Source organism: Paenibacillus sp. FSL R5-0713 (assembly GCF_037973325.1).
Taxonomy (GTDB): domain Bacteria; phylum Bacillota; class Bacilli; order Paenibacillales; family Paenibacillaceae; genus Paenibacillus.
In genome coordinates, this window is the sequence record NZ_CP150229.1 from 4,452,686 (window position 1) to 4,477,197 (window position 24,512).

Below are 24,512 nucleotides of genomic sequence, written 5' to 3' on the forward strand. Positions count from 1 at the left end.
ATATCCGGCTAATCTCCTGATTTCACTGCATCAATCCACGCTTAGAATGATTAGTTTCCGTCCTTCAGTCCCATACGATTTCTATGTAGGTGTATACATGTTCCTGATGGTTCCTTTTATTTCACGACTACAGGATACTGTAGCATCTTTACTGCGACGAGCAACACGCTTTAACAATTCATAGAATTAATGAATAAACTTGACTTGAATTGATAATTAGATGTACTATATGTTTATATAAATGGAATATATTTCAATTTAAATACTTATTTTGAAATCTTATACTTCAAGATATGTGTCAGAGCTTAACACAGCTAAGATATCAATTCTTATAATTGAGTTTACCATTTTGTCTGCAAAACCCAATCATTGGCAGGCATTCATTTTACATATACATTCCTACTTCATAGAGTTTTCTAGCCTGTAGAGTTCTATCTCCTTTATTTTTGTTCTCAGTAAAGAACAAAGAGGGTAGAACCATTTTCACATAAGAGAGGAGGGCAAGGGGCTTTAATCTGCAAGCAGGTCTATTTGTCGTTATCCATTTTTTTGTAAAAAAAAGAATACCCATAACAAGAAAGGTGGAATTTATTACTATGAAAAAGTTGGTTGGTTTAGCTCTTATTCTTGTTCTCGTGCTTTCGTTTAATGTAGCTGCCTATGCAGATGGTGATGTGACTCAAGCCAAACCGTTAACAAAGGAAGAAATTATTAATTCCAAAGAATTTCGTGAAGCTGTTGAGGCTGCTAAGGCTGAATTTAAAGCGCAGAAGGCTAAAGATACGGGTGGTCCAGTTCTGTTTGCACCTGCTCCGAACGTATCTCACATTAATGTATACGGTGTTGTATCTCCTAATGGCGGTCAAGAAATTTACGGCTTCAATAACAACCCGCTCTCCACGACCAATGATCATGGTGGGGCTTGGATTCAGTGTATTACGTTCCAGATCGGTTATGACAGCAGTCACTTCGGCAAACTCGCTGGCAATACAATGACAAACAACTGGTCTGAAGCTATTGATCTAGACGGTGATCGTGTAATAGATGCTTTTGCCCATTCTTGGGTTTATGAATCTCCTAATACAACAGGCGGGCAATTTGTAGGTACGGTCTATTCCATTAACATCCCAACACAGTGGACCGCTTGGATTAATGTTCGTTAACAGGAAAGATGTAATCTGAATATTGGAGGAAATGGCTATCCTGGTTCTATCATGAGGAATACGGGAGGTAAGCCCAAAAGCTCATCAGCTTTGGAAACGAATCGGATCGCCCCAATATGATATGACTCTTCTGCTAACAATTACGTTAGCTTGATCAGGCGCAGGGATATTTATCGCTGCGTCTTTTCTCATTGTGACGTTATCCTAAGAGCAGTAGCCGAGCAAAATTGCCAAGCCAATGCCGAGCATCTTTTTGCCACAACAAGCCTGAACTTGTAGCCCAACAATGTCACGTACGTACTACTCTTGAATCCAAATTTTAGACTAAATGTATCCAATGCCTCTTGTCGTACCTCTGAAATGTATCAAAAATAAACAAGCCAGCCCACGATTGGACCGGCTTGTTCATTCGAATTTCAACACATTAGAACATTAATTTGTTGAGAAAGCAAGGCGTGCATTTTCAACCGCTAATTAGGGAGATACGCTTCCTGAGCCACTATTTTGCTCTACTTTAGTACCCGGTAATTGAATCATTGGCGTATTTGACCCACTCACATATGGAAGGGCTCCATCCCATTTCTTAATGGTTTCATATTCAACGAGTTGACTCGATAAGGATTGTTGAAGCTCTTTATTGGCTTTAGCTTGACCCTCTGCTTCGATCAATAGTTTGTCTGCATTACCTTGTGCTTCCACGCGCTTGCGTTCTGCTTCTTTCTTGGCGATCTCAAGTTCAGTCGTTTTACGTTCCAGTTCTTGAGAAGCTTCGACACGTTTATCGATGGCTTCCTGAGTCTTAGCGTCAGGTTGAGGAACACCTACGGTAACGTTGGATACGATAAAACCTAACTCTTTAACGTCATCAGAGAAACGTTGTTGCACGTCCACGCCTGCATCAGATGACTTTTCACCATACACATCAATGACTGTAAACTTGGAAATACCTTTACGAGCTGCGTCACGGAAACGTGTTTTGAGATATGTATCCTCAATTTCTTGAATGCTAATAGGCCCAAATGTGTTGAAAATAGAAGATACTTTACTTGGTTCTACTTGGTAGTTGTAAGCAAAATCGATGGTGATGTTCTTTCCGTCAGATGTAGCAATTTGAATATCTCTGTATTCCACCGTTTGAATTCGGATCGGATATTTGGTTACTTTATCGAACGCTCCAACCAGTTTCCACCCTTGACTCAGTGTGCTATCTTTTACCCCTCCATTGGGTGAATACACAACCCCAACATAACCATTAGGAATTCGTGTGACGAAGAAAGTCACCAATAATACTCCCACGATAATAACCAATGCAACTGTTATTGCCCCTACTCTAAACGTCTTTGAATTTTTCATCACCATTCTCCTCTTGTTTGAATTTATTGTATTTCTTCAGAATTCTACTACCTATTTTATTGAATAGCGGGATCATTAATGCCCATAGAATAAATGCTAGGATCAAGATTAAAATGATTCCCCCAATAAATGGCATATTCGTCCTCCCCTCTTTGGATGTAACCGAGTACAAATTTATAAATAGCAACTAATTATATCCTTCTTTATATATACTTTGTAAATTCATATTAGGTTTCAATGATATTCAGCGACGCTTCCTGTAGACCTCTGTAGATACCAACATATTCGGAATAAGCCTGCCTTAGTCTTGCAAAAAAAAGAGCCATCAAATTATTTGATGGCATTTACCAATGTGTAACTCTATACGAACCAAAATTTATAAACCATTGTACAACAGGCTACTGTCCCTCTGAATATATAAATACATAAGTACTCTCTTCCGACTTCTCTTCTGAAAAAACAAAACCTAACCGATCAAAGCTTTTGATATCCTCCACATCTGTAATCTTCCGCTCAGCCATATATCGTACCATCTCACCTCTGGCCATCTTGGCCCGGGTTGCCTTTTCAACAAGTTTTCCATCGACCATTTGACCGAACACACAAGTGATCATCCGGATTTCCTCTTTCAGGAAAGGCATGATGTTCTTGCTATACTCTTTGGAAGCCAAATTCAGAATACAATTGCTTTCAGATTGAAGCTGATCCGCCAACTTGCTGCCCCAGAATTGATAGAGCGATTTGAAACCTGGACCTTGCAGCTTACCCTGCATCTCCAACCGATACGGCGTAACGCCATCCAAAGGCCGTAAAATGCCATAAAAACCGGATAGTATGCGTAAATGCTGCTGAAGATACGCCAGTTCCTCATGTTGAAAAACACCCGGTGCCATATATTGATACTGAATGCCCTCATAGGCATATATTGCTGGTGTCAGATTTGCTTTTATATTCATATTCCGAATTCGCTCCACGTTCTGTTCAGCGATTGCATCGTTACACTTCCACATCGCTTTGAGTTCGTCATAGGATAACTTTTGAAGCAGACTCAATAGCTGTTCTGATTCATTTATAAAATGCGGCATCTGCGCGATAGCCATCAGATCGGTGTCAATCTTCATCTTTTTAGCTGGTGATATTATAATTCTCATCGTGCTAATCCATCCTTAATCTACCGTTGTTTTTGTCGTTATTCATTGTACAGGATTGGACAGGTGAATCCAATGCCATGGCTTAACTAAATCCCTCATAGTACCTTTGAAAAGACTCAAAATGAACAAGTCAGCCCACAATTGGACCGGCTTGTTCATTCAAATTCAACACATTCAATTGGTGAGAAAGCAAGGCGTGCATTTCAAACCGCTCTTAGGGAGATACACTCCCCGCGCCGCTATTTTGCTCTGCAGCTTGCTCATGACTCAGGGATAGTTTACAGGTAATACAGGATCACATATTTAGAAATGCTTATTCAGGGAATAACTCTACATCTTAACGTTCTTCAAAATTATAACCGCCTTTTCTTGGGAGCTCCTCTTCAAAGTCACATGAGGCAACTGCTTTGTATCCTGAGTCCCACAATTTTGTGAGAATTTTCGAAATTTCTTTGATATAGAGCGTTTCTTCGACATCCTCAATTGGCTCTATATCAAGATAATATTTATAATATAGAAACTCATCACTCCCCCTATTTCTTCTCTCTTCATCAAAATCCCCATTATTAAATATAAATATTTCAGCTTGTTCAGTCACAATCCTAGAACCTGCAGTAGAGCCCTTAACCATTAATGATACTGTTTCTACAACTGATGTTTTCTCCAAATCTGTATCTAAAAATATTTTTGTAAACAAATCATATTGATATTTCACTAAAAGCACCTCTCATCATTTAATTGGGGTAAATGGAGGATTATCAAACGGTCCACCTATTTTAATTATAGAAATATCCACATCTATACCTAACTCCTGTTGCAGTAGTTCCCTAAATTTACTCAACTTTGCTTCACCAGATTGAATTTTACCCGTTTCAATAGCATGTAACATTGTTTTTTCTTTAGCAGAACCTGGATTTGGAGCTTTTATTTTACTAAATGAATCCTTAATTAATTCGTTGAATTTCTCTGGTGAGACACGTATCGCAAAATCAATATCTGAGGTAGCTTTAGCTGTTCCTTTTGCTCTACTGCCTTGAACAACGATATCATCACTCAAATGTCCAACTTTTTTCCGAATCATCGCTGAAACTTTATCAAATTGTTTTTGCGTTAATCCTTGTGGTATTTTAAGTCCTTTACTCGTTCCGTTAGCGTCATTGCTCGACTTTTCTCTCTTAACCTTTGCATCTTTAATAGTCTGTTTCACCTTGGCAATCGCCGGATTGGTCCCGCGTCCTTTGTATGGACCTTTCCCTCCAGATAGACCTCCGGTGACCAGCCCGATTCCGGCTACAATTTGACTCCATTTTAGCGATGCAATCATCAGTTTGGCATAGGATTCCGTGACCGGTTCTCCTGTAAAGGGATTAACACCCAACTCGAAAGCTTCAATCTGTAATTGGATCAAATCCTGATCTAGTGGTTCGACAGGACCAGAGCCCTGATTCAAGGTACTAATATCTAAATTACCCTTATCCTTTTCAAACGCCTGCAGGGCTGCCTGGTCGGTCACGCCCTTCTCATTAACCGGTAGCCACATATGCCACTGAGAATTGTACACCATTCGATATCCTTTATCACTAGGACTATTCGCTGCTTTCAGCCCGATCGACATCGTAGCTACGGCACCTGCCACTGCTGCCCCGCTCATCTCATCTGCCTGCTGAAAACGGACACTAATGTCTCGGAGTTCCTTCGCGATGTAGGTCAAATGCTCCAGCGTTTCGATCATGCGGGGCTGGGTTTCTTCAAATCGTTCTAAAAACCGTTCTCGCACCATCCCGGACCACATCGATTCCATCCAGCGGATCAATCGAACGAGTTCCTCGCGTGTATCTCCCATTCGCACGCGAGTCCGTTCAACCTCTCGTGAGGCTTCAAACAAACGCTCCGGGGTTACTTGTATTCTACTCATCGCGTTCTCCATCTGTCCGATGCCGGACTCTATTTCTTGCTTGTTTCAACCTATTGTGTTCTAAACGTTCAGCCTATTTCGGGCTTATTTTAACTGTATGTTCTCGCTTAATGTGGCACCTGTGCACTGAAATCATCTCGGCTGGAACGATCAGCATGGTAGAACACCACGTCTCCATCTCTTAAAGTGAACGAGTTGCCGTAGCTATCTTCGACTTGACGCTGAAATCCTTCCAGCAACCATTGGTTCATTAGCGGTGCATGGATATATTGCAGATGCGGAGCCCTCAGATTCCCTTCCTGGATCGACTCCAAGTTAAAGTTGACCACGATATAACCATTTTTCAGGAAGATGGGTGACTTGGCATCCAACCCACCATGAGTACGCCCATACTCGGCCAGATTGGTTCCCGCTTGAACCACGGAAGGCTCGGCGGGCAGACTATACTCCCCATACCACTGCTGAATGGCAGCATTTGCACGAAGTACATCCGCACTTGCGTTCGTCGGAATATTGGTTTTGGGGCCGACAAACGTACGTAATTGCTCCGGCATCAGAAGCAGACTGTATCCGCCTACAGGAGTTTTCATCTTCGTAAATTTATCCCGATAATACTCCTGATACGTCCGTTCACTCATCATCCCTGGATGAATTTCGCCATAGCGATTATATTTGTAGGTCGCCGTATCTCGTAGCTGTTCCGAAGGTACTTGACGTAACCGATCATTGAGAATGACAAACCGCTTAACTTGATCCTCTGCTGAACCAATTCGAATAAAACTTCGCTGGTTTGTCGAGTAATACAGATCTACCGGTACACATGTTTTCCCGTCTTTACTGACAAAATCAAAAGTCGGAGTCAGGCGAATGCCGTCTCTGGGCCCGAACATATTGCCCTTGGTTTTGAAATCAAACTTAAAGTGATATCCCGTCTTCACAGCCACATTCTGATACCCTTGCAGCGGATGACTGCCTGGGCGAATCGGTACGGTGAACTGCGGTTTGTTCCCTCGCTTGTCACCGTCGATGCCCTGCGTTCCCGTCCAATAACTGATCCAGGTTGGGGCAATACTTCCCTTAAATCGCCGGAAAACAAGCTCCCAGTTGTAGTCTGCGATGTCCGTGATTTCAAAGTCGTATAACCTCCCAATGACCTCCACGGATACTTCGTCGCTGGCCAGATGATAGGTTAGATCTGTGTTGGCATCGGGTTGTGCATTGCTTCTGGACATCGATTCAAACTCGGCAGGTGCATTCTCTGCAATATTGCGGAACTCCACCTGGTAATCTCCTTCGTCTACCCATACAGGCAGATAAAAGGTGGTATCGAGCACATCCACCGGAATATCAATCCACGTACTCCGCGGGTAGAACTGTGTCCGGTCGGCACTGTAAACGTCAAACGGAAACCGCACCTGTTTGATTCGATAATATTTGGCATAATCCCGATCCCCATATCCCGGATAAGAGTTGACATCTAAATGCTGTCCGCTCGTGGGGATACGGACTGTGAACGGCCGCTCCAAAATAAGGGCAGACCGAGCCATATTCGGTATTGTTTTCTGATTATGAGGCTGATCGTCTGAAACAAGAGAATAGTTCACGACTGGCGTATGAACAGTGACCGTGTTAATCCCCGGAATTTCAAAGGTTTCTTCCTCATTACCCTCATTAACATTTCCACTCATTAATTCATAACGGATTTCGCCTGTGCTAGGCGTGTCCTTCTTATTTAACAAGGTTTTGGATATTTCATTGTCAGGACTGTACAGAACATCTTTTCCAATCATTTGGGGTTCTGCGATCTGACCTGGTGTTGGCCCCGTTTCTTCTACTTTTGGGTTGTCCATGACAACAGCCCCGTTAAACTTCAAATAGTCATTCTTAACTTGGACCTTTGGCACAGCATCTTCTGCAATAGATGAGAGATCATCTGTTGGTGTTGAAGGTTCGCTGGTCCCTCCCGGCACTGGCTGTGAAGGCGCTGTTAACACAGGTGGTGTATTGGGTGCATAAAAGGTACCGTTCGTAGTCGCTGCATAGATGGGACTACGATAATCAGCAGGATATAGTTCAATCTGTGGTAAAGCATAGTTTTTTAGGATCGCATCGGTTATCTCATAAACAAGCAAAGTGTCAATTTTCCAATACTCGAAATCCCGTTTCACAGTATAGGTGTAGGGTACTTTTACATCTCTAGATCTTGGAGTTAATACCGTTGTCGTACCACCTTTACCATCCGAAATTTTCTTTTCGTCTGTCCACGTTTTGTTATACGTTTTTTCAACCACTACGGTATATGTACAAGTGCCTTGCATATTCACAAACTTATTTTGGAATAGGTAACTTAGACCAAATACATTACCATATAAACTCTCAGAGGTAGGGATACCTCGCAGTACGTCAAATGGCTCACTTCCACGTTGGTCGGCCTTAATAACTGCGCTTGCATTAGGGTCCATTCTCTCCCCTGTCATTTCTCCGACAGGTGACTCTGCACATGCCGCATCTGGCGTTTCCGGAATTTCGGGTGGTGGGGTGTCGCCAACTGTAATCGTTACATTTTCATAAATGTAATATGGGCCTTTTTCGGAATTCTTCCATTTTGCAGTGATGATTGCCGTTCCGACGTTTTTAGCTACAATTTGCCCTGTTAATTTTTCTACGTAAACTACTTCTTTTTGGTTAGAACTCCATTCAATTTGATCGGCACGCTTGGAGACATTCACCCAGTTACCGAATTCTTCTTGGTCGTATGCTTTAGTTCGGATCTCTGCAACCAATGATTCTACATCATTAACCTGAAGCTGCATGTCCTCTCTAACCCGGATCTCTTTGGTTTCCGTAACGTAACCACTGTAATCGATCTCTAGTGGTGTGTAATACTCAACTTGATATTTTGGATCTCCATCCTGTCTTGTACCATACGGAGTTTTCTTTTCCCATTGATAATCAGCAACATTATCCGCGTCTACAGAATCAGTACCAGTTCTTGTTTCTATGGTTACCAGTAGACTCCCTTTTTTGTAGTCCGGTTTTGAACCTGGCTTAATTGAATAGGTTTTATCTGTGGTGTTGTATTTAATATCATCAATTTCTATACCTGTGACGTGATCTCTCTTGAATTTATTACCTGTTGGTTTATCTTGTAATGAATCCGGTACGTAGTTTTTCGTGTTAATCTCATCTTTAACAAATTATCTGAAGGAAGCTTCAAGGGAAGAGCATCTAATTTAGAAGAGTAAGTATTCGTTTCTACCCTACCGTATTTTTCACTTGTTGCTTGCCATACTTTAAAATCGCCTTGAGTCCATATAGTCTTGGGCCCTAGGATTAGCTTTTCCCGTAACTTTGACTTTGATCGTTTGCTTACCTCTCGCTAATCCGCTTGGTTTTACTTCTATGTCTTTTTCAGGATAGCCGTTCTTAAAGTTAGCATAGGTTTTAATAGACATAACTCCGAAGGAGTAAATTAGGAATATTACGAGTAATGATAGAACAGTCCATTTCTTTTTCATTTTATAATCCCTGCCTAGTTGCTATTTGAAATAACTGCATATGAACCGTCGTCCATGTTAAATTGTCCGTAAAAGTCTTTGATTTTAAGATTTTCCACAACCCACACCTTCACACCATTTTTATTCTTTGCAAAAAACTTTGCAGGCTCTAAATTAGGAATTACTTCGTATCCATATTTTTGGTTCAATTCATTTGTGATAGTCATCCCACCAGTCATATCAATAGCACCATTCTTATAATCTCCAATGTCAAAACCCTGTTTCTTTGGATAAATCGTGATCTCTTTGAATACAGGAAGTACGCCGCTATTCTTATATTTGTTCATTCCGAATTCAGTCATGAACAACGATGTATAGATGCTGCCTTTCTTCTTAGGCTCTGACGTGTTGATACCAATTAAACGATGGAACACCAGACTACCAGATCCGTTACGGAACGTTTTCCGTTTCCCTGAGATATCAGCGATAGAAGTTTTCCCTGTAGTCAGGCTAGATACCAATTCAAGATTCGTTTTTTTCGTACCCATCATTCTTAATTCATTTAGATCATCAAATGTCACAGCTTCTTTTTTCAGCACATTTTCGAGTCTTAGCAAAATGGCAGAAGATTCAGCGCGAGTAGTCGTCTTGTCCATCCCAAACGATCCGTCCGGAAATCCGTTCATCAGGTTGGTTCCCATTGCAAGAGCTAGGTAAGGGATTTTGTCTTGCGCGATTCCTGGTTTAAAGGACTCTTTTACTGGAAGCAGCGTCCCTTTTGTTTCAGCAAATGCTGTTTTATACTCATCACTGGAAGCAACCAATCCGGAACTCAACCATCTAGCCATTTCCTCGCGAGTAATCGGAGTATTTGCTTTAAATCCGTTTGGATAGTCTTTGGTATTAATGAACCCCAAAGTAACGGCCCGATCCACCTCAGCTTCACTCCAGTGTCCATTCAGATCCTTGAATGAATCCTTCTGGGCATCTTCCGGAAGTGTCATGTCTTTGGCTACTCGTGAAATTAGGGATGCAAATTCTGCTCTTGTTACCGAAGAATTGGGCTTGAACAATCCATTACCGTATCCTTTGAAGTATCCCTTGGAAACCGCAGATTCAATAGCAGACTTTGCCCAGTGATTAGCTTGTACATCTTTGAAGGTTGTTGTTGCAGCAGAAGCCTGGGAAGAAATCAATGTCGATACGAATACTACAGCGCTCATTATGGGTAACATTATTTTTTTCAACTGTTCCACTCTCCAATTAGTTAGATTTAGTTTGGTTAGGTCTTTCTAGTTTCTGCATTTTCTTTGGGATGCCTTTGTTTTTTTACATGGTTTACTACTATGTAAATGTTCACTGTGCTCCGGAATCTGCTTGTATAAAATCTTCTGCCTTTTGATTAATGTAGTCCACCAGTTCCGACGTATGCTCCAGGTGCCATTCATCCAGCTGCTTAATACTCATTTGAAGATCCCACACGATGGGTACAAGTCGCTGACTATGGCTGCTCTCGGTATACTCGAAAAAGTTCCGTTGAATCCGTTCAAAGGTACGACTCATATCCTCAGCTTGTCGTCTCCATTTGTCCGCAGTCTCTTGCAATTCCTCAGGAGTTAGCTCTACGGTCCCTGCGGAGTATCCGCCAACCACGTTGGCCACCGATTTGAATCCTTTGGTCAATGTGTCCCATTTCTATAATTTAGATCCTAATGTCTTGTCTTACAATAGCTTCCATGTGTAACTCTCCCTCTACTGTGTTGCATTTCTATTTAAAATATATCCTTCTTCTTGCAATGCACTCTTTAGTTGCTGGCTATAAATAAATGATTCTTGCTTATTGGTCTCATAATTAATAGACACACTAAACGTTTGCTCTTTGTGCTCTTTTACGTGGCCGTACACAGTCACCCAACTCATGGCCATTTTAGATATTATCTCTTTATCCGTAATAGTTACCTCCAAGTTATAGGTATCCTTCAAATATTCAATTGCTATTGCTTCCGACCGATTTATAATTTCTTGATCCTTTATTTTTTTCTCATTCACACCTGCACAGCCCCCTAATATTAGTAACAACATAGCAACCAAGATGATCATCACCATTCGGTACATAATCTTCCCTCACTTTCGATTCACTGAGCAACCACTATATATATAAAACCTCATTTATGTCTGATCACAGCAATCGAGCCACCATCCATCCTTATCAAATTGGGAATTCGGGTTATTGAGACCAATTTAATTAGTAACCCGTAGTCTTACTCCCTTATTATTTTCTTAGAAGAATTGCTTTCTGTTCATGCTAGGCAGATTGATATATCCATACTTTCATGCAATTTGTTTACTATTTAGATCCACCTGTAAAATCAATAACAGAGAGCGTAGAATATATTGTGTATTGTGTAAATAGAAAAAGGAGACCTTTCTATTAGAATTGGGCTAGCACACAACAATTCAAAGAGAGGTCTTCCCTATGAATCATTTTACAACAGATTTAGTTCAAGCTTTAGTCACAAACAAGATATTACAGAAATATTTCGCAAGCCTTTTTGGATTACGAAATATACGACCGTGCTGGTGTAAATTCTGGCAACTCTCATAACGGTTCGTAAACCCGCACGCTTCATACCGAGTATGGCGACTTGCAGCTTAGTATGACCCAAGAGAAGCGCTATGTCTGCGTTTATATTGATGCTACGTACATCCCTGTGAAGCGTGCAACGGTAGCCAAGGAAGCGGTCTATATTTCCGTAGGCATTCGTAAGGATGGCTCCAAAGAGGTGCTTACGTACGCGATTGTACCGACCGAATCCGCTTATATCTGGAAAGAGCTGCTTGAGGAAGTCAAAAAGCGTGGCATGCAGCAAATCCTTCTGTTTATCTCCGACGGATTGATCAGGATCGTAAATGCAATCAAGGAGGTGTAACCTCAGGCGAAGTATCAAACCTGTTGCGTTCATTTAGTTCGTGTCACGGATCTAGCAGAGATCTGGGAGATTTCAAGTGTACCGCGCTGAGGATGAAGAAGCAGGTAAAGCTGCTCTGACTACCTTGAGGATCTACATAAGAAAGGCCATTTCATTTACACAAAATTCCTTGACGCTGCCTTTAACTTGTAAACAACAAATTAAAGAAATTATTTTAAGGGTAACATGGGTTATATGTGCTATTGGTTGGTTGAATGTTGAATTTAGCTAGTACTACATAGTCCCACAAAAAGAAAGCCCTCAAGAAAAAATCTTCGGGCTATATCATACCTTTATGATTGAGGGAACATCTTCAAATATGTTTCGTACCACTCAGGGCATTGTGCTTTGATTAAGGAGAGCACCTCTGTCAAAGCAATACCATGTAGATGAGATAATTTATCATAACTTATCTGTTGTGTTGAAAGCCAAATTTGACCAATAGACTCTCCACAACTTGCCTTGATCATGTCATCACAGTTACTTTCATTTGAAACTTTAATTAATATATCCACAGTCTCAGCATCTTGGAAGTTCTCTCCTAATTCAATTACTGCGTCATCTTTTTCTGCATCTGATGCTGTTGGATCTGTTAATATTTCCAATAATCTTTCCCTATTCATAGACTTCACTCCCCTAATGAAATATGAGTTCCAACACTTCTACCGCCCTTTTCACCTGTAAACGGATTAACGTATGTTCCCTTATCGTTTAGTCTAGCATCAAAACGAGGTTGATTACTCCCTGTACCCAGTCCTTCCCTTGTACTAGCTTCGGGTTTTAACTTCAGCCTCCAACTAAACGTTCCATCGCCGTTCTTTACTCCCCATTGCTCGACACCACCAGCAGTATCTTGTCTCACCCAATCATTTTTTTCTGCCCAAATCCTTAAGTTAGCAGTATTCTTGGAAATGCTACCAGTGTCTTTAACTAGACCGTTTTCGGACGTGGCGATGCTGTTCCTGTAACTTTAACTTTAATCGTCTGCTTTCCTTTTGCTAGTCCCGATGGCGTAACTTCGATGTCTTTATCTGGATAGCCATTACTGAAATTAGCATCAGCCAGCATCGGGAATATACCAAGCATTATTACTAAGGCTAGTAGATATGAAATAATAGCCGGAATCTTTCTCATACGTTTTTCACTCATTTCTTTTTAATGACTGCAAACGATCCATCATCCATATTGAATTGATTATTCGGATTATCAAGACTGATGTAGTTGACCACCCACAACTTAATACCATTTTTATATTTCGCGAAAAATTTTGCACTCTCTAAATTCGGTAGAGTTTGATAACCAAATTTAGCGTCTAAACCATTATCAATACGCGAACCACCAGTCATGTCGATTACACCATTTGAATAATGTGAGATGCTAAACTCTTTAGCTTTTGGATAGATGGTTAGCTCCGAAAACACAGGGAACACGTTTCTGTTTTTGTAAAAAGATTTATCTAAGTCATTTACGAATAAAGGTGCATAGATACTTTTTTTCTTGTTCCAATCGCTAATATTCACCCCAATTAAACGATTAAACACAAGGCTGCCAGATCCGTTCCTGAACGTTTTTCTCTTACCTGAGATATCCGCAATGGATGTGTTTCCCGTTGTTAAACTAGAAACTAACTCAATGTTGGATTTTTCCGTACCTACCATACGTAATTCATTCAAATCATCAAAGCTTGTTGCTTCTTTTTTAAGGACATTTTCGAGTCTTAATAAAATGGCAGAAGATTCAGCGCGAGTAGTCGTCTTATCCATTCCAAACGATCCGTCCGGAAAGCCGTTCATTAGGTTGGTCCCCATTGCAAGAGCGAGATAAGGAATTTTGTCTTGCGCGACTCCTGGTTTAAATGACTCTTTGACTGGAAGTAACGTTCCTTTTGTTTCAGCAAATGCTGTTTTATACGCAGCACTGGAAGCAACCAATCCGGAACTCAACCATTTAGCCATTTCCTCGCGAGTAATCGGAGTACTGGGCTTAAATCCATTCGGATAGTCTTTGGTATTGATGAAACCCAAACTGATAGCACGATCTACCTCAGCTTTGCTCCAGTGTCCATTCAGATCCTTGAATGAATTTGTTTTTGCATCTTCTGGAAGTGGCATATCTTTTGCTACACGGGAAATGAGTGATGCGAACTCGGCTCTTGTTACCGATGCATTAGGCTTAAATAGGCCATTGCCGTATCCTTTGAAGTATCCCTTGGAAACCGCAGATTCAATAGCAGATTTTGCCCAGTGATTAGCTTGTACATCTTTGAAGGTTGTTGTTGCGGCAGAAGCCTGGGAAGAAATCAATGTCGATACGAATACTACAGCGCTCATTATGGGTAACATTATTTTTTTCAACTGTTCCACTCTCCGATTAGTTAGATTTAGTTTGGTTAGGTCTTTCTAGTTTCTGCATTTTCTTTGGGATGCCTTTGTTTTTTTTACATGGTTTACTACTATGTAAATGTTCACTGTGCTCCGGAATCTGCTTGTATAAAATCTTCTGCCTTTTGATTAATGTAGTCCACCAGTTCCGACGTATGCTCCAGGTGCCATTCATCCAGCTGCTTAATACTCATTTGAAGATCCCACACGATGGGTACAAGTCGCTGACTATGGCTGCTCTCGGTATACTCGAAAAAGTTCCGTTGAATCCGTTCAAAGGTACGACTCATATCCTGAGCTTGTCGTCTCCATTTGTCCGCAGTCTCTTTCAACTCCTCAGGAGTTAGCTCTATGGTCCCTGCGGAGTATCCGCCAGCCACGTTGGCCACCGATTTGAATCCTTTGGTCAATGTGTCCCATGCTTCGCGCGCGTGATCAAGTATATTATGCTCCGAAGGCTTTCGCGGAGAGAAATTTACTCGTTCTCCAGTAACTTCATCATAAAGAGGATTATCAATATATCCATCTTGATCGAAGCTATAGTGCTTCATATCGTGGTATTTAGGACCATCCTCAAAAAACGTATCCACTACCTTGGCCCAAACGTTAATGCCATAGTTTTCATTTCCATCTGCATAATTAGAATCAATAAGAAACGTGGCCCCCACATGCCGCTCATAACCTCCAAAAAAACCACTTGCAATGCCATCTCCAGGATGTATAAAGTTAGTCACTTGTCCATCAAATCCTCCCTCCTCTGCTTTCCTTCTCATCTCAGGAGTAAGCGATGCTACGACTGTGGGAGCGCTAAAAGTAACGGCATTTAATCCAGTGTAAACCGCTGCATACTGTGCATTAGCACCTCCCAAAGAATGACCCGTTAGGGAAAATTGTAGGTCTTTATGTTGGTCTGTCATGCTCTTGACATAGCTTTCTGCCTCATAAAGTTGATTAAAGCTACCCACATTTTTATCTACCGTCTTTTTGACATCGCCAACCCAATCATTTAATTTTGTAATGCCTAACCCATCTTCAACCCCACGTGAGAAATCTTTCCAGAACTTCGGTTTCCAATCTATTGCACGTTCTATGGTTGCACCGATTTCGGGGAAACCAATATGTAGAGCATCCGTTCTAAAATCTGGAACAGATCTTGCCGGAATTGCGTCCCCTTCTGTTCCTCGAAATGCAATTACCGCTTGCTTTGTCTCTGGATTGTAGAATGTAACAGCATCCATACCGGATACATTATGTTTCTGATCTAGCACTTCCCAGCCAGGAATATCTGTGAATTCTTGTCCGACTTCTACTTCATCATATGAATATTGCGACATTACCTTGTAATTTTGATCAGTAATTATTTCACTAGATAAGCGTTCTATGTTCATCACATCCTATATTATTGTATATTATATCCTTTTTCATTAAGGGCCTTCTTTAGTTGTTTACTATATCCGAAAGATTCTTGTTTATTTGTTTCATAGTTTATATACACACTAAAAGTTTGATCTTCATGTCCTGTTACATATCCATAGATAGTGACACGACTCATCGCCATTTTAGGTAGAATTTTTTTTTTTGTTATCGTTACATCTAATTTATAGTTATTTTTCAAATATTCAATTGCTATTGCTTCTGACCGATTTATGATTTCTTGATCCTTTATTTTTTTCTCATTCACACCTGCACACCCCCCTAATATTAATAGCAGCATAGCAACCAAGATGATCATCACCATTCGGTACATAATCTTCCCTCGCTTTCAATTTAATGAGCAACCACCATATATATAAAACCTCATTTCTTTCTGATCACAGCAATCGAGCCACCGTCATATCAAATTGAGAATTCGGGTTATCTAGATCAATATAGTTAGCAACCCATAGTCGTACTCCCTTATTGTTTTCTTTGAAGAATTTTTTTGTATTCATGTTGGGCAAATTAATGTACCCATACTTTTTCATGCAATTTGTTTACTATTTTAGATCCACCTGTAAAATCAATAACACCTCATACTCATCTAGCTCGACATTTGAGTTTGATGTTATTGAAAACGTAATTCGACTTTTCGTATGCCTTGAAATCACTCAACTTGATGACTTTAAATTGATTATCATCTGAACTCTTGAAATCCTTGTTCCTGATCCAATCATACCTACAGTAGATAATCCTGCTAATACAATTAATAAAAATTTCTTCATTTAAATAATCATTCTTCATTCTATTATGCGTTCCTCTTTCACTATATGGGCCATTTCATCTAGTCTAATAGGTTCAAAGAAAATAATCATATTTGGAAATAGTAAGAATATTTTACCACTAAACTATCAAAAGAGGTAGGTATAAGGTATGATTGATGAATCCTTCGAATCAAGCATGGGATTTGGCTACAACAATAGATCTAGACTTATTAGGACCATCATTAACTTTCAATTCAGTGTGAAACTCTAGTTATAGTCTTGTAAATCATACGAACTTAAATTAACCCCGATGAATCCTGCACTTCGCAGCACCCACCGGGGTTATACTATGGTATCCAATTACTGTCTACCCATCTAATATCCTACCAACTTAAACTCATCTCGTAAAATCATGCTGCCCAATGGTCAGCAGCGTCGGCCTGCTCTTACTCCACACCGAAGTCGCAATCTTCGGATTGTAATAATAGAGTGCTCCATTCGTTGGATCAACGCCATTTAATGCTTTGCGTGCTGCCTTATAAGAGGTCGCCGTCGGCTTGGTATTAAACTGTCCATCGTCAACCGCCGTGAACTGACCTTTCTGGAAAATGACCTTGGAGATCGACGACGGAAATGCATCCGAATGCACCCTGTTTAAGACAACCGCTCCTACAGCAACCTGTCCTTCAAAAGACTCCCCGCGCGCTTCACCATGGATCAGCTTCGCCAACTGGCGTAGCGTCTCGCCCTCCGCTTTGGCCTTTTTATTCAGTCTGTTCAGCGTTGCGGGACCTGCAACTCCATCCGCACTCAGTCCTTGCGCCTGCTGGAACTCGCGGACAGCGCTTTTGGTAATCGAACCATAATAACCGGTCATTCCCGCGTCAAAATACCCCAGGTCACTTAATTGTTCCTGCAATTGCAGCACATGTTCACTGCGAACGCCCTGTTCCAGCTTCTGTGCTCCCGCAGAAGGCGCTGCTACGGTCAACCCGACAGCCATCGCACAAGTTCCGAGAAGCATACCCACTCGTCCTGCTCTTTTGCCCGCCTTTCTCCCTCTCCGATGGGTTACTTTTCGGCTAACGGTGATAGGCTCTATCAAGTCAGCACTCAACTGCACATCAGCCCCCTCATTTGTGCTACCGACTCTAATCCGTGCATCCTCACTGCCCGTGTACTCCAAATTTTTCGTAAACGTCATGTTATTCATAATATTAGTGACCTCCATCTCTTTCGTAGGTTTACTTTCATCCACAACATACACACCATACATTCCGTTTATCTCACTACGTCCATTACTGTTATTATCGCGGTACGCTACATGTATGTCGTTATTTCCATGTACTCGCACCATGTCAATCACGTTGATGTGGCTTCCATTTATGCTGTTCGCACGAGTCGCTTCACCCATCGTATTGTTTTCATTGAATTCATGCATCTGATCCATTTCTCGCTTGGTCTGCATCTTTTCGTTACCCTCCATTTTCTGAATCCAGATCCTACTTCTTTCCCCTGAATCCTCACGGCTCTACATCCCGAGTGTCATTATAGGATATAGAAAAAGTGCCGTCTATCGGACCGATGGAGCATGTAAAAATGAGTCTTGGACACAACAAAAAAAGGCATGAGCCCATGGTCGTATCAGGGTCACACCTCTTCTTGTATCAACCTTGTACCGCTTGTCTAGCCCCCGTTTCCGTAGGCAGGCAGACCCGTACAAAAGTTGCGCTTGAATATAATGACAATTACTCGGCGAGTTCTTGTCCCTTCGTTTCCCGGCCCCAGAACAGCACAGCCGCTGCGCCAATGAGGATTGTCACGAAGAAAATGGTGAAAATCAGGCTGATTGCCACTTCACGCTGAACCAACATACCGACCATCAGTGGAGCAAGTACGCCACCGATCCGGCCTACCGATGTGGCAAGACCCACACCTGTCGAACGAACAGAAGTTGGATACAATTCCGGGCTGTAGGCGTACAGACCACCCCAGGCTCCCAGGTTGAAGAACGAGAGGCAGATCCCTGCGGCCAGGATCGTTGCTTCCGTTGTTGCCAGTCCGAACGCAATCGCACTGCACGCAGTCAACGTAAGATAGACAACAAGTACGAACTTGCGACCGTAGCGTTCAATGAAGTACGCTGCGGTGAAGTAACCTGGTAACTGTGCGATCGTCATGATCAGCACGTACTGGAAGCTTTTAACCAACGTAAATCCTTTCGCCATTACAACCGAAGGCAGCCATAGGAACATGCCATAATAAGAGAAAATGACGGTAAACCACAAAATCCAGAGCATCAACGTTGTACGGCGATGTGGTGCTGACCAGACGGCAGCCACTTTCTCGCGGAACGTGATTTTACGAAGCTTGGCATGATTCTTATACCGCGGCGGGTCCTGAATGGCACGACGCAGATACAGTGCATAGAACGCCGGAAGTGCACCGATGGCAAAGGCAATTCTCCATCCGTACTCCGGGATGACAAAGTTGGCAATGAGCGCCGATACAATCCAGCCCCCAGCCCAGAAACTTTCCAACAATACAACGGCACGTCCACGTTCCGCTGTAGGCATCGACTCCGATACCAGTGTGGATGCCACAGGCAACTCTCCGCCAAGTCCAATACCCGCAACCAGACGTAGTGCACACAATACGGCAAATCCAGTCGCCAATGCAGATAGACCGCTTGCAATCGTGAAGATTAACAAGGTCCACATTAGAATGGCCTTCCGTCCAAAACGGTCCGCAAGTGCACCTGCAAGCAAAGCACCGAGTGCCATACCGATCGAGTTAATACTCGTAAGCACCCCGACTTGTCCGGGACTGAGACTCCATTCCTTGGCGAGTGCAGCCACGATAAAGGAGATCATACCCACTTCCATCGCATCAAACAGCCAGCTCATACCGGCACTGAACAGCAGCTTGCGCTGCTTGGGATTCCGCAATACTTCCAGTTTGCTCATCACTTATAGCTCCCTTGATCTCTATGTAGTCACTCTGACACTAAATCATTATTATGCAGAATGCTCCAGAAATCAATGCAAAATAAGCTTTTCCTTCCGATTTCTACGATACCTCACCCCTTGAGTGAACCCGCTGTCAGACCTGCAACGAAGTAACGCTGGAGTAACAGGAACAGCACAATCATCGGAATAGCAGTGACAAGTACACCCGTGAGCATCATCGGATAGTTGGTTACATACTCCCCACGGAATTGCATCAGTGCGAGTGGTAAAGTCAGCTTGGACTTACTGCTGAGCATGAGCATCGGAATAAGCAAGTCATTCCATACCATGACGAGCAGGAACGTCGCTGTTGCCGCCAGCGAAGGTGCGGCAAGTGGCAGTGCAATCCGGGTATAGAGCCTCCACTCGTTTGCTCCATCCATACTGCCCGCTTCCAGAATCTCCGAATTGAGCATGCGCATGAAACCTGTCAGCATAAATACAGAGACAGGCATGAGCATCGCGGCGGATACGACAATCAGGCCCGTCAGACTGTCCGACCACCCGAGTGTACGCGTGAGGGAATAGATTGGCAGCATGCTCACCTGGGAAGGAACAATTAGGCCTGCCACGAACAGCGCAAATACGATTTTGCCTACGCTGCCGCCCCAACGGACAATGGCATAAGCAATCATACTGCTGAGCAGCAGCTCAATCGCAACAGTACCCAACGTTACGACCAGACTGTTTCCGAAATATTGCCACATCGGCTGATTGCGGAACATGCCAATGACGTTATCCCACGTGAACGGGTCAGGCCAGCTGAATGGACTGGTGAAGAAGTTGCTGCTTGTTTTGAACGAAGATACAAATACAAAATACAGCGGAACAAGAATCAGCAGTGCGTACACCAACAGGATCAGTCGATTGAACCATTTTAAAACCATATAAACTCCCTCCCTTCTTTTTTAAGTCTATTAGGTCAACTTCGGTGCCGTTCAGGTTCGCCGTTCGGATGGAACGGTTACGACAAATACTTCTACATCTCATTCAGTCACGGCTCACATACTCACGAACACGCGTCCAATCTTCAATAGCTTACCCGGTCGGCACGAAGTGCCTTGAACTGCAACAGCGTCAAGAGCGCGAGCAACACCAGGAAGATCATCGAACCGGCAGAAGCCAGACCAAATGAATAGCTGCCAAAGGCGGTATGATAGATATATGTGGTCAAAATTTCAGTTGCGTAATTAGGGCCTCCGTCCGTCATGGTGAAAATGAGGTCAAATGCCTTGAACGACTGAATGGTCGTATAGGCCACCACAATCGTTGCCGAAGGTGCCAGCAGCGGCCAGGTCACGGTACGGAATACCTGCCATTTGCTGCCGCCGTCCATACGAGCCGCCTCATATAATTCTGCCGGGATGCCTTGCAGACCCGCGATGAATACGATCATCATCTGTCCGGCATGTGCCCAGACTTGGACCGCAGCGATGGAATAGATGGCGATCTTGGGATCTCCAATCCAGTTACGGGCGATGCTGCTCATGCCCGCTTCATTCAGTCCATAGTTGATCAATCCAATGGATGGATCATACATGAACGCCCAGATCAATCCGACCGATACGGAGGACAGAATCGCAGGCAGGAAATATAATGCCCGAAGCACAATGCGTGTCTTGGTATTGCGTACCAGGAGCAGGGCCAGGACAAGTGAGATAAAGGTTTGTGCTATAACTACCGTTAACATGAACTCTACGTTATTACCAAAGGCTTTGCGGAATACGATGCTGCTGAGACTGTCCTTGTAATTATCCAGCCCTACAAATGCATACGACGGGGATACCCCGTCCCAATCCGTAAAGGAGTAGAACAGCCCCGTCAATGTAGGAAATACGAACAGTGCCACGTACAGCAGCAACCCGGGGATCAAAAACAGGGATAGCTGAATACGATTCTTCATCGTTTATTTCCCGATATGCTGATTAATGATCGCTTGTGCCTGCTGTGCTGCTTCTTCTGGAGAAGTGCCGCTCAGCACAGCCTGAATGGAGTTGGTTACAGCTTTTTGATTATCTCCGTTCAGGATGGTGAACCGTGGCTGGAACACGGTCTTTTTGCTTGCCCATTCTCCGGCTACCTGAAGCTCAGGCGTATCGTACTTCACATCATTCACCGTTACATTCTGTCCCGTCTGGTTGGCGTAGTCACTTGCTACATCGGGATTGCTCAAAAATTCAAGGAACTTCTTCGCTTCTTCCGGATGTTTTGATTTGCTATTCACCGCGAGCATGAATGTAGTGGTATGCACCCCTTCATACTTCGCTTGATCTGCACTTACCGTAATTGGTGCGAGTAGTTTTTGCTCCAGATTCGGGTTTTGCTGTTTGTTCTGAGCGAGTTGATATGATCCACTTGCCAGCATGGCTGCTTTTTCCTGAATGAACAATGCGCCTGCAGCAGGGTCTTTCGTACCCAGTGCATCTTGTTGGAAGTAACCTTTATCGTTCAATTCCTTAATTTGAGTCAACGTTTTCACCCAAAACTCATCTGTGAGTTTAGCTTCGCCCGCTTCTACTTTGGTAAAAATGTCGTCACTTGGTGCGTTGTTCATCACCATTGTATTCATGAATTGCCCTGGGCCAATGTCCGCTCCGGCAAAGGCAATCGGAATGATGCCATTGTCTTTCAGCTTCTGGCAAAGGGCCAAGAAGCCTTCCCAATCGGTTGGTGGCGTCAAGCCGTATTTTTCAAACAGTTTCACATTGTAGATTGGATCGTTATATACAAGTTGATACGGGATCGCATATTGCTTGCCATCATGCTGTCCTGCTTCAATCAGCTTCGGATTGTAAGCCGAAAGGAACGATGACCCGCTCAGGTCCGTGAACAAACCCGCTTTGGTGAAAGCTTCGAATTGTGCACCCGGGAAGGATGCAAATACATCCCCTACCGAACCGTCACTGATTTTGGATTGAACAGTGGACTGATATTGATCGGAGGGAAGCGTCTGCATCTCCACGTTGATGTTCGGGTTTTCTTTTTCAAATGCGTCTATGGTCTTGTTGAGTGCTTCGGAATCCTCTCCGCGCCAGTGCATAAAGCTGATCGTAACCTTGCCTGAACCTGAGGAGCCGTTATCTCCAGAGGGCGCGTTATCCCCACCGCCGCAAGCTGACAACAGGATGGACATCACCAGCATACTGACGAGCGGCAGGATCAATTTTTTATTTTTTTTCATGAAAGACGACCTCCTGAGGATGATTAATATGTTAACTAAAGAATGTTTATACTGAGCGCACTCCGATGACAGAATAACCTTCCGATCGCTGTTATCCCCAGATTTATTTGATTCCCTTTTATAAAAGGAAAAATCCGGGGATAAAGGCGAACGCTTCGCTTCTTCACGTTATTTCTGTCCTCTCCGTTTTCGTATAAAAAGATTAGTTGAACCTATTTAGTTAGTAGTAACAGTAACTTAGTTAGTAGTAAATGAATGCTGCTTCTGTCTTGTTTTCCATTTCTCGCGAATGATCGGCATCACGGTCCGTCCGAAGATTTCAGCCTCTTCCAGATGCGGGTAGCCGGATAGAATGAAGGTCGTAACGCCGAGATCTCCATATTCCATCAAGCGCTCTGCGACCTGTTCGGCTGTACCTACAATGAGGATTGCACCGCCGGAACGCACAACGGACAAGCCTGTCCACAGGTTGGGACCTACGACAAACTGCTGCTTCTCGGACAGTTCCCGTAACTCGTTCTGTCTGCGTTGGTTGGTTGCATCCGTCTCGGCAAAAGCGGCTTTGGCTTTCTCGATCGCTTCTGGTGGTACTTTGCTAATAATCTCCCATGCTGCTGCCCATGCTTCTTCTTCGGTATCCCGAATGAGGACCTGAGCACGCATGCCGTAACGGAGCTGACGATCTTGTCCCGTTTCCTCTTTTACCTGCTGACGAATGACCTCAATCTCTTCGATCTGCTCCTGAATCCAGTCATGAGGCTCGCCCCACATGAGGAACGTATCTGCATGCTCAACGGCCACCTTCTTGGCAATCGGTGAACTTCCTCCCAGATAGAATGGTGGATACGGATTTTGTACCGTCTCAGGCATGCCTACCGGCCCTTTGAAATTATAATACTGCCCGTTGAATTCAGGATTGGGATCGTTGGATGCATCAGCTCCTGATTGTGTGCCACTTCCGGCAAACTCCGTCAGATTCAGTCCCGTTGATTGCGTCCATGAACGCTTCATGACTTCCATATACTCACTCGCGCGAACATACCGTTCATCATGCGCATGTGCGAGTGGATCTCCCAGTTCCTCCAGATCCCGAACCGAACTGCCTGTCACTACATTGATCATGGCGCGACCACCAGAGAGCTGATCCAGTGCCGCTCCCATGCGTGCAGCGAGTACGGGTGTAACCAATCCCGGGCGAATGGCAACAAGGGGACGCAATGTCTTCGTGTGACTCATTACTGCCGAGCCAACCACCCATGCGTCCAGACAGGCTCCCCCTGTCGGAATTAGTACGAATTCGAATCCTGCCTTCTCCGCCGTCTGTGCTACATCGATCAGATAATCCAGACTCGGCTCCCGCTCCGGGGCAACTCCCACATACTTACCATCCCCTGCTGTAGGCAAAAACCATCCAAACTTCATATCTTCTTGTTCGCTCACAAAAGTCAATCCCTTCTATGATAAATTGTTCTAAAAATGTTTCACTCAAGCACTTCGGTTACAGAAAACCTTTCGAGCACTCTTGTCCCCAGATTTCTTCTTATTCCCCTTTCATCGGGAAATCCGGTGACAAAGGCGCCCGCTTCGCTTCTTCAGGTCCTTTCTGTCCCCTCCGTTGTCGTGTCATTCTTTAAATTGATTTATTAGGCATATTCAGAATCAAATGCCGATTAATTAACTTGGTTTAATAGGTATGGACATCATATCAATTGAT

20 protein-coding genes and 1 pseudogene are annotated in these 24,512 nt (G+C 43.3%); 2 read left to right on the plus strand and 19 right to left on the minus strand.

All coding sequences use genetic code 11. The features are described from left to right. Positions 1-596: 596 nt before the first annotated feature. Complete coding sequence (locus tag MKZ12_RS19835) at positions 597-1,163, plus strand: DUF4879 domain-containing protein (RefSeq protein ID WP_339256259.1); 567 nt, start codon at positions 597-599, stop codon at positions 1,161-1,163. Between the two features lie 474 nt (positions 1,164-1,637). Here the strand turns inward: MKZ12_RS19835 and MKZ12_RS19840 are convergent, their stop codons facing one another. From MKZ12_RS19840 to MKZ12_RS19875, 8 genes are all read right to left on the minus strand, one after another. After that, on the minus strand, positions 1,638-2,516 hold the full coding sequence (locus MKZ12_RS19840) for an SPFH domain-containing protein (protein WP_339256261.1): 879 nt from the start codon (positions 2,514-2,516) through the stop codon (positions 1,638-1,640). A gap of 398 nt (positions 2,517-2,914) precedes the next feature. Continuing rightward, positions 2,915-3,667 carry a peroxide stress protein YaaA gene (yaaA, locus tag MKZ12_RS19845; RefSeq protein WP_339256262.1) on the minus strand — a complete coding sequence of 251 codons (753 nt, stop codon included), beginning with the start codon at positions 3,665-3,667 and terminating at the stop codon, positions 2,915-2,917. A gap of 337 nt (positions 3,668-4,004) precedes the next feature. Then, a complete protein-coding gene (locus MKZ12_RS19850) occupies positions 4,005-4,382 on the minus strand; it encodes a 1,4-dihydroxy-6-naphthoate synthase (protein WP_339256263.1) in 378 nt (125 codons plus the stop codon). A 15-nt stretch (positions 4,383-4,397) separates the two neighbouring features. After that, on the minus strand, positions 4,398-5,582 hold the full coding sequence (locus tag MKZ12_RS19855) for a WXG100 family type VII secretion target (RefSeq protein WP_339256265.1): 1,185 nt from the start codon (positions 5,580-5,582) through the stop codon (positions 4,398-4,400). Between the two features lie 107 nt (positions 5,583-5,689). Further along, the gene (locus tag MKZ12_RS19860) at positions 5,690-8,395 is read right to left on the minus strand and encodes a DUF5704 domain-containing protein (RefSeq protein ID WP_339256267.1); all 2,706 of its coding nucleotides are present in this window, start codon (positions 8,393-8,395) and stop codon (positions 5,690-5,692) included. Positions 8,396-9,114: 719 nt separating this feature from the next. Further along, positions 9,115-10,326, minus strand: coding sequence for an S-layer homology domain-containing protein (locus MKZ12_RS19865; RefSeq protein WP_339256269.1), 1,212 nt, complete (start codon positions 10,324-10,326; stop codon positions 9,115-9,117). A gap of 109 nt (positions 10,327-10,435) precedes the next feature. Next, positions 10,436-10,741 (minus strand): hypothetical protein, encoded by a 306-nt coding sequence (locus MKZ12_RS19870; protein ID WP_339256270.1) that lies wholly within the window; start codon positions 10,739-10,741, stop codon positions 10,436-10,438. A 90-nt stretch (positions 10,742-10,831) separates the two neighbouring features. Next, entirely contained in the window at positions 10,832-11,194 is a 363-nt protein-coding gene (locus tag MKZ12_RS19875; protein ID WP_339256271.1) for a hypothetical protein, read from the minus strand. 361 nt (positions 11,195-11,555) lie between these two features. Between MKZ12_RS19875 and MKZ12_RS19880 the strand changes: the two are divergent. Then, positions 11,556-12,127: pseudogene (locus MKZ12_RS19880) on the plus strand (transposase); the annotation flags it as partial. A gap of 214 nt (positions 12,128-12,341) precedes the next feature. Here MKZ12_RS19880 and MKZ12_RS19885 read toward each other — a convergent pair. The 11 genes from MKZ12_RS19885 to MKZ12_RS19935 form a co-directional block, all read right to left on the minus strand. Continuing rightward, complete coding sequence (locus MKZ12_RS19885; protein WP_339256272.1) at positions 12,342-12,671, minus strand: hypothetical protein; 330 nt, start codon at positions 12,669-12,671, stop codon at positions 12,342-12,344. 307 nt (positions 12,672-12,978) lie between these two features. Next, positions 12,979-13,182: a hypothetical protein gene (locus MKZ12_RS19890; protein WP_339256274.1), complete on the minus strand. Its 204-nt coding sequence runs from the start codon at positions 13,180-13,182 to the stop codon at positions 12,979-12,981. 11 nt (positions 13,183-13,193) lie between these two features. After that, positions 13,194-14,402 carry an S-layer homology domain-containing protein gene (locus tag MKZ12_RS19895; protein WP_339256276.1) on the minus strand — a complete coding sequence of 403 codons (1,209 nt, stop codon included), beginning with the start codon at positions 14,400-14,402 and terminating at the stop codon, positions 13,194-13,196. A 110-nt stretch (positions 14,403-14,512) separates the two neighbouring features. After that, positions 14,513-15,817: a hypothetical protein gene (locus MKZ12_RS19900; protein ID WP_339261469.1), complete on the minus strand. Its 1,305-nt coding sequence runs from the start codon at positions 15,815-15,817 to the stop codon at positions 14,513-14,515. A gap of 11 nt (positions 15,818-15,828) precedes the next feature. Then, positions 15,829-16,176 carry a hypothetical protein gene (locus tag MKZ12_RS19905; protein WP_339256278.1) on the minus strand — a complete coding sequence of 116 codons (348 nt, stop codon included), beginning with the start codon at positions 16,174-16,176 and terminating at the stop codon, positions 15,829-15,831. 830 nt (positions 16,177-17,006) lie between these two features. Beyond that, the gene (locus MKZ12_RS19910; protein WP_339256279.1) at positions 17,007-18,077 is read right to left on the minus strand and encodes a cell wall hydrolase; all 1,071 of its coding nucleotides are present in this window, start codon (positions 18,075-18,077) and stop codon (positions 17,007-17,009) included. Positions 18,078-18,357: 280 nt separating this feature from the next. Further along, positions 18,358-19,575 (minus strand): MFS transporter, encoded by a 1,218-nt coding sequence (locus tag MKZ12_RS19915; RefSeq protein WP_339256280.1) that lies wholly within the window; start codon positions 19,573-19,575, stop codon positions 18,358-18,360. Between the two features lie 113 nt (positions 19,576-19,688). Continuing rightward, positions 19,689-20,504, minus strand: coding sequence for a carbohydrate ABC transporter permease (locus MKZ12_RS19920; RefSeq protein WP_339256281.1), 816 nt, complete (start codon positions 20,502-20,504; stop codon positions 19,689-19,691). A 143-nt stretch (positions 20,505-20,647) separates the two neighbouring features. Beyond that, positions 20,648-21,520, minus strand: coding sequence for a sugar ABC transporter permease (locus MKZ12_RS19925; RefSeq protein ID WP_339235625.1), 873 nt, complete (start codon positions 21,518-21,520; stop codon positions 20,648-20,650). 3 nt (positions 21,521-21,523) lie between these two features. Then, positions 21,524-22,798 (minus strand): extracellular solute-binding protein, encoded by a 1,275-nt coding sequence (locus tag MKZ12_RS19930; protein ID WP_339256283.1) that lies wholly within the window; start codon positions 22,796-22,798, stop codon positions 21,524-21,526. 237 nt (positions 22,799-23,035) lie between these two features. After that, a complete protein-coding gene (locus MKZ12_RS19935; protein ID WP_339261470.1) occupies positions 23,036-24,220 on the minus strand; it encodes an LLM class flavin-dependent oxidoreductase in 1,185 nt (394 codons plus the stop codon). Between the last annotated feature and the right edge of the window lie 292 nt (positions 24,221-24,512).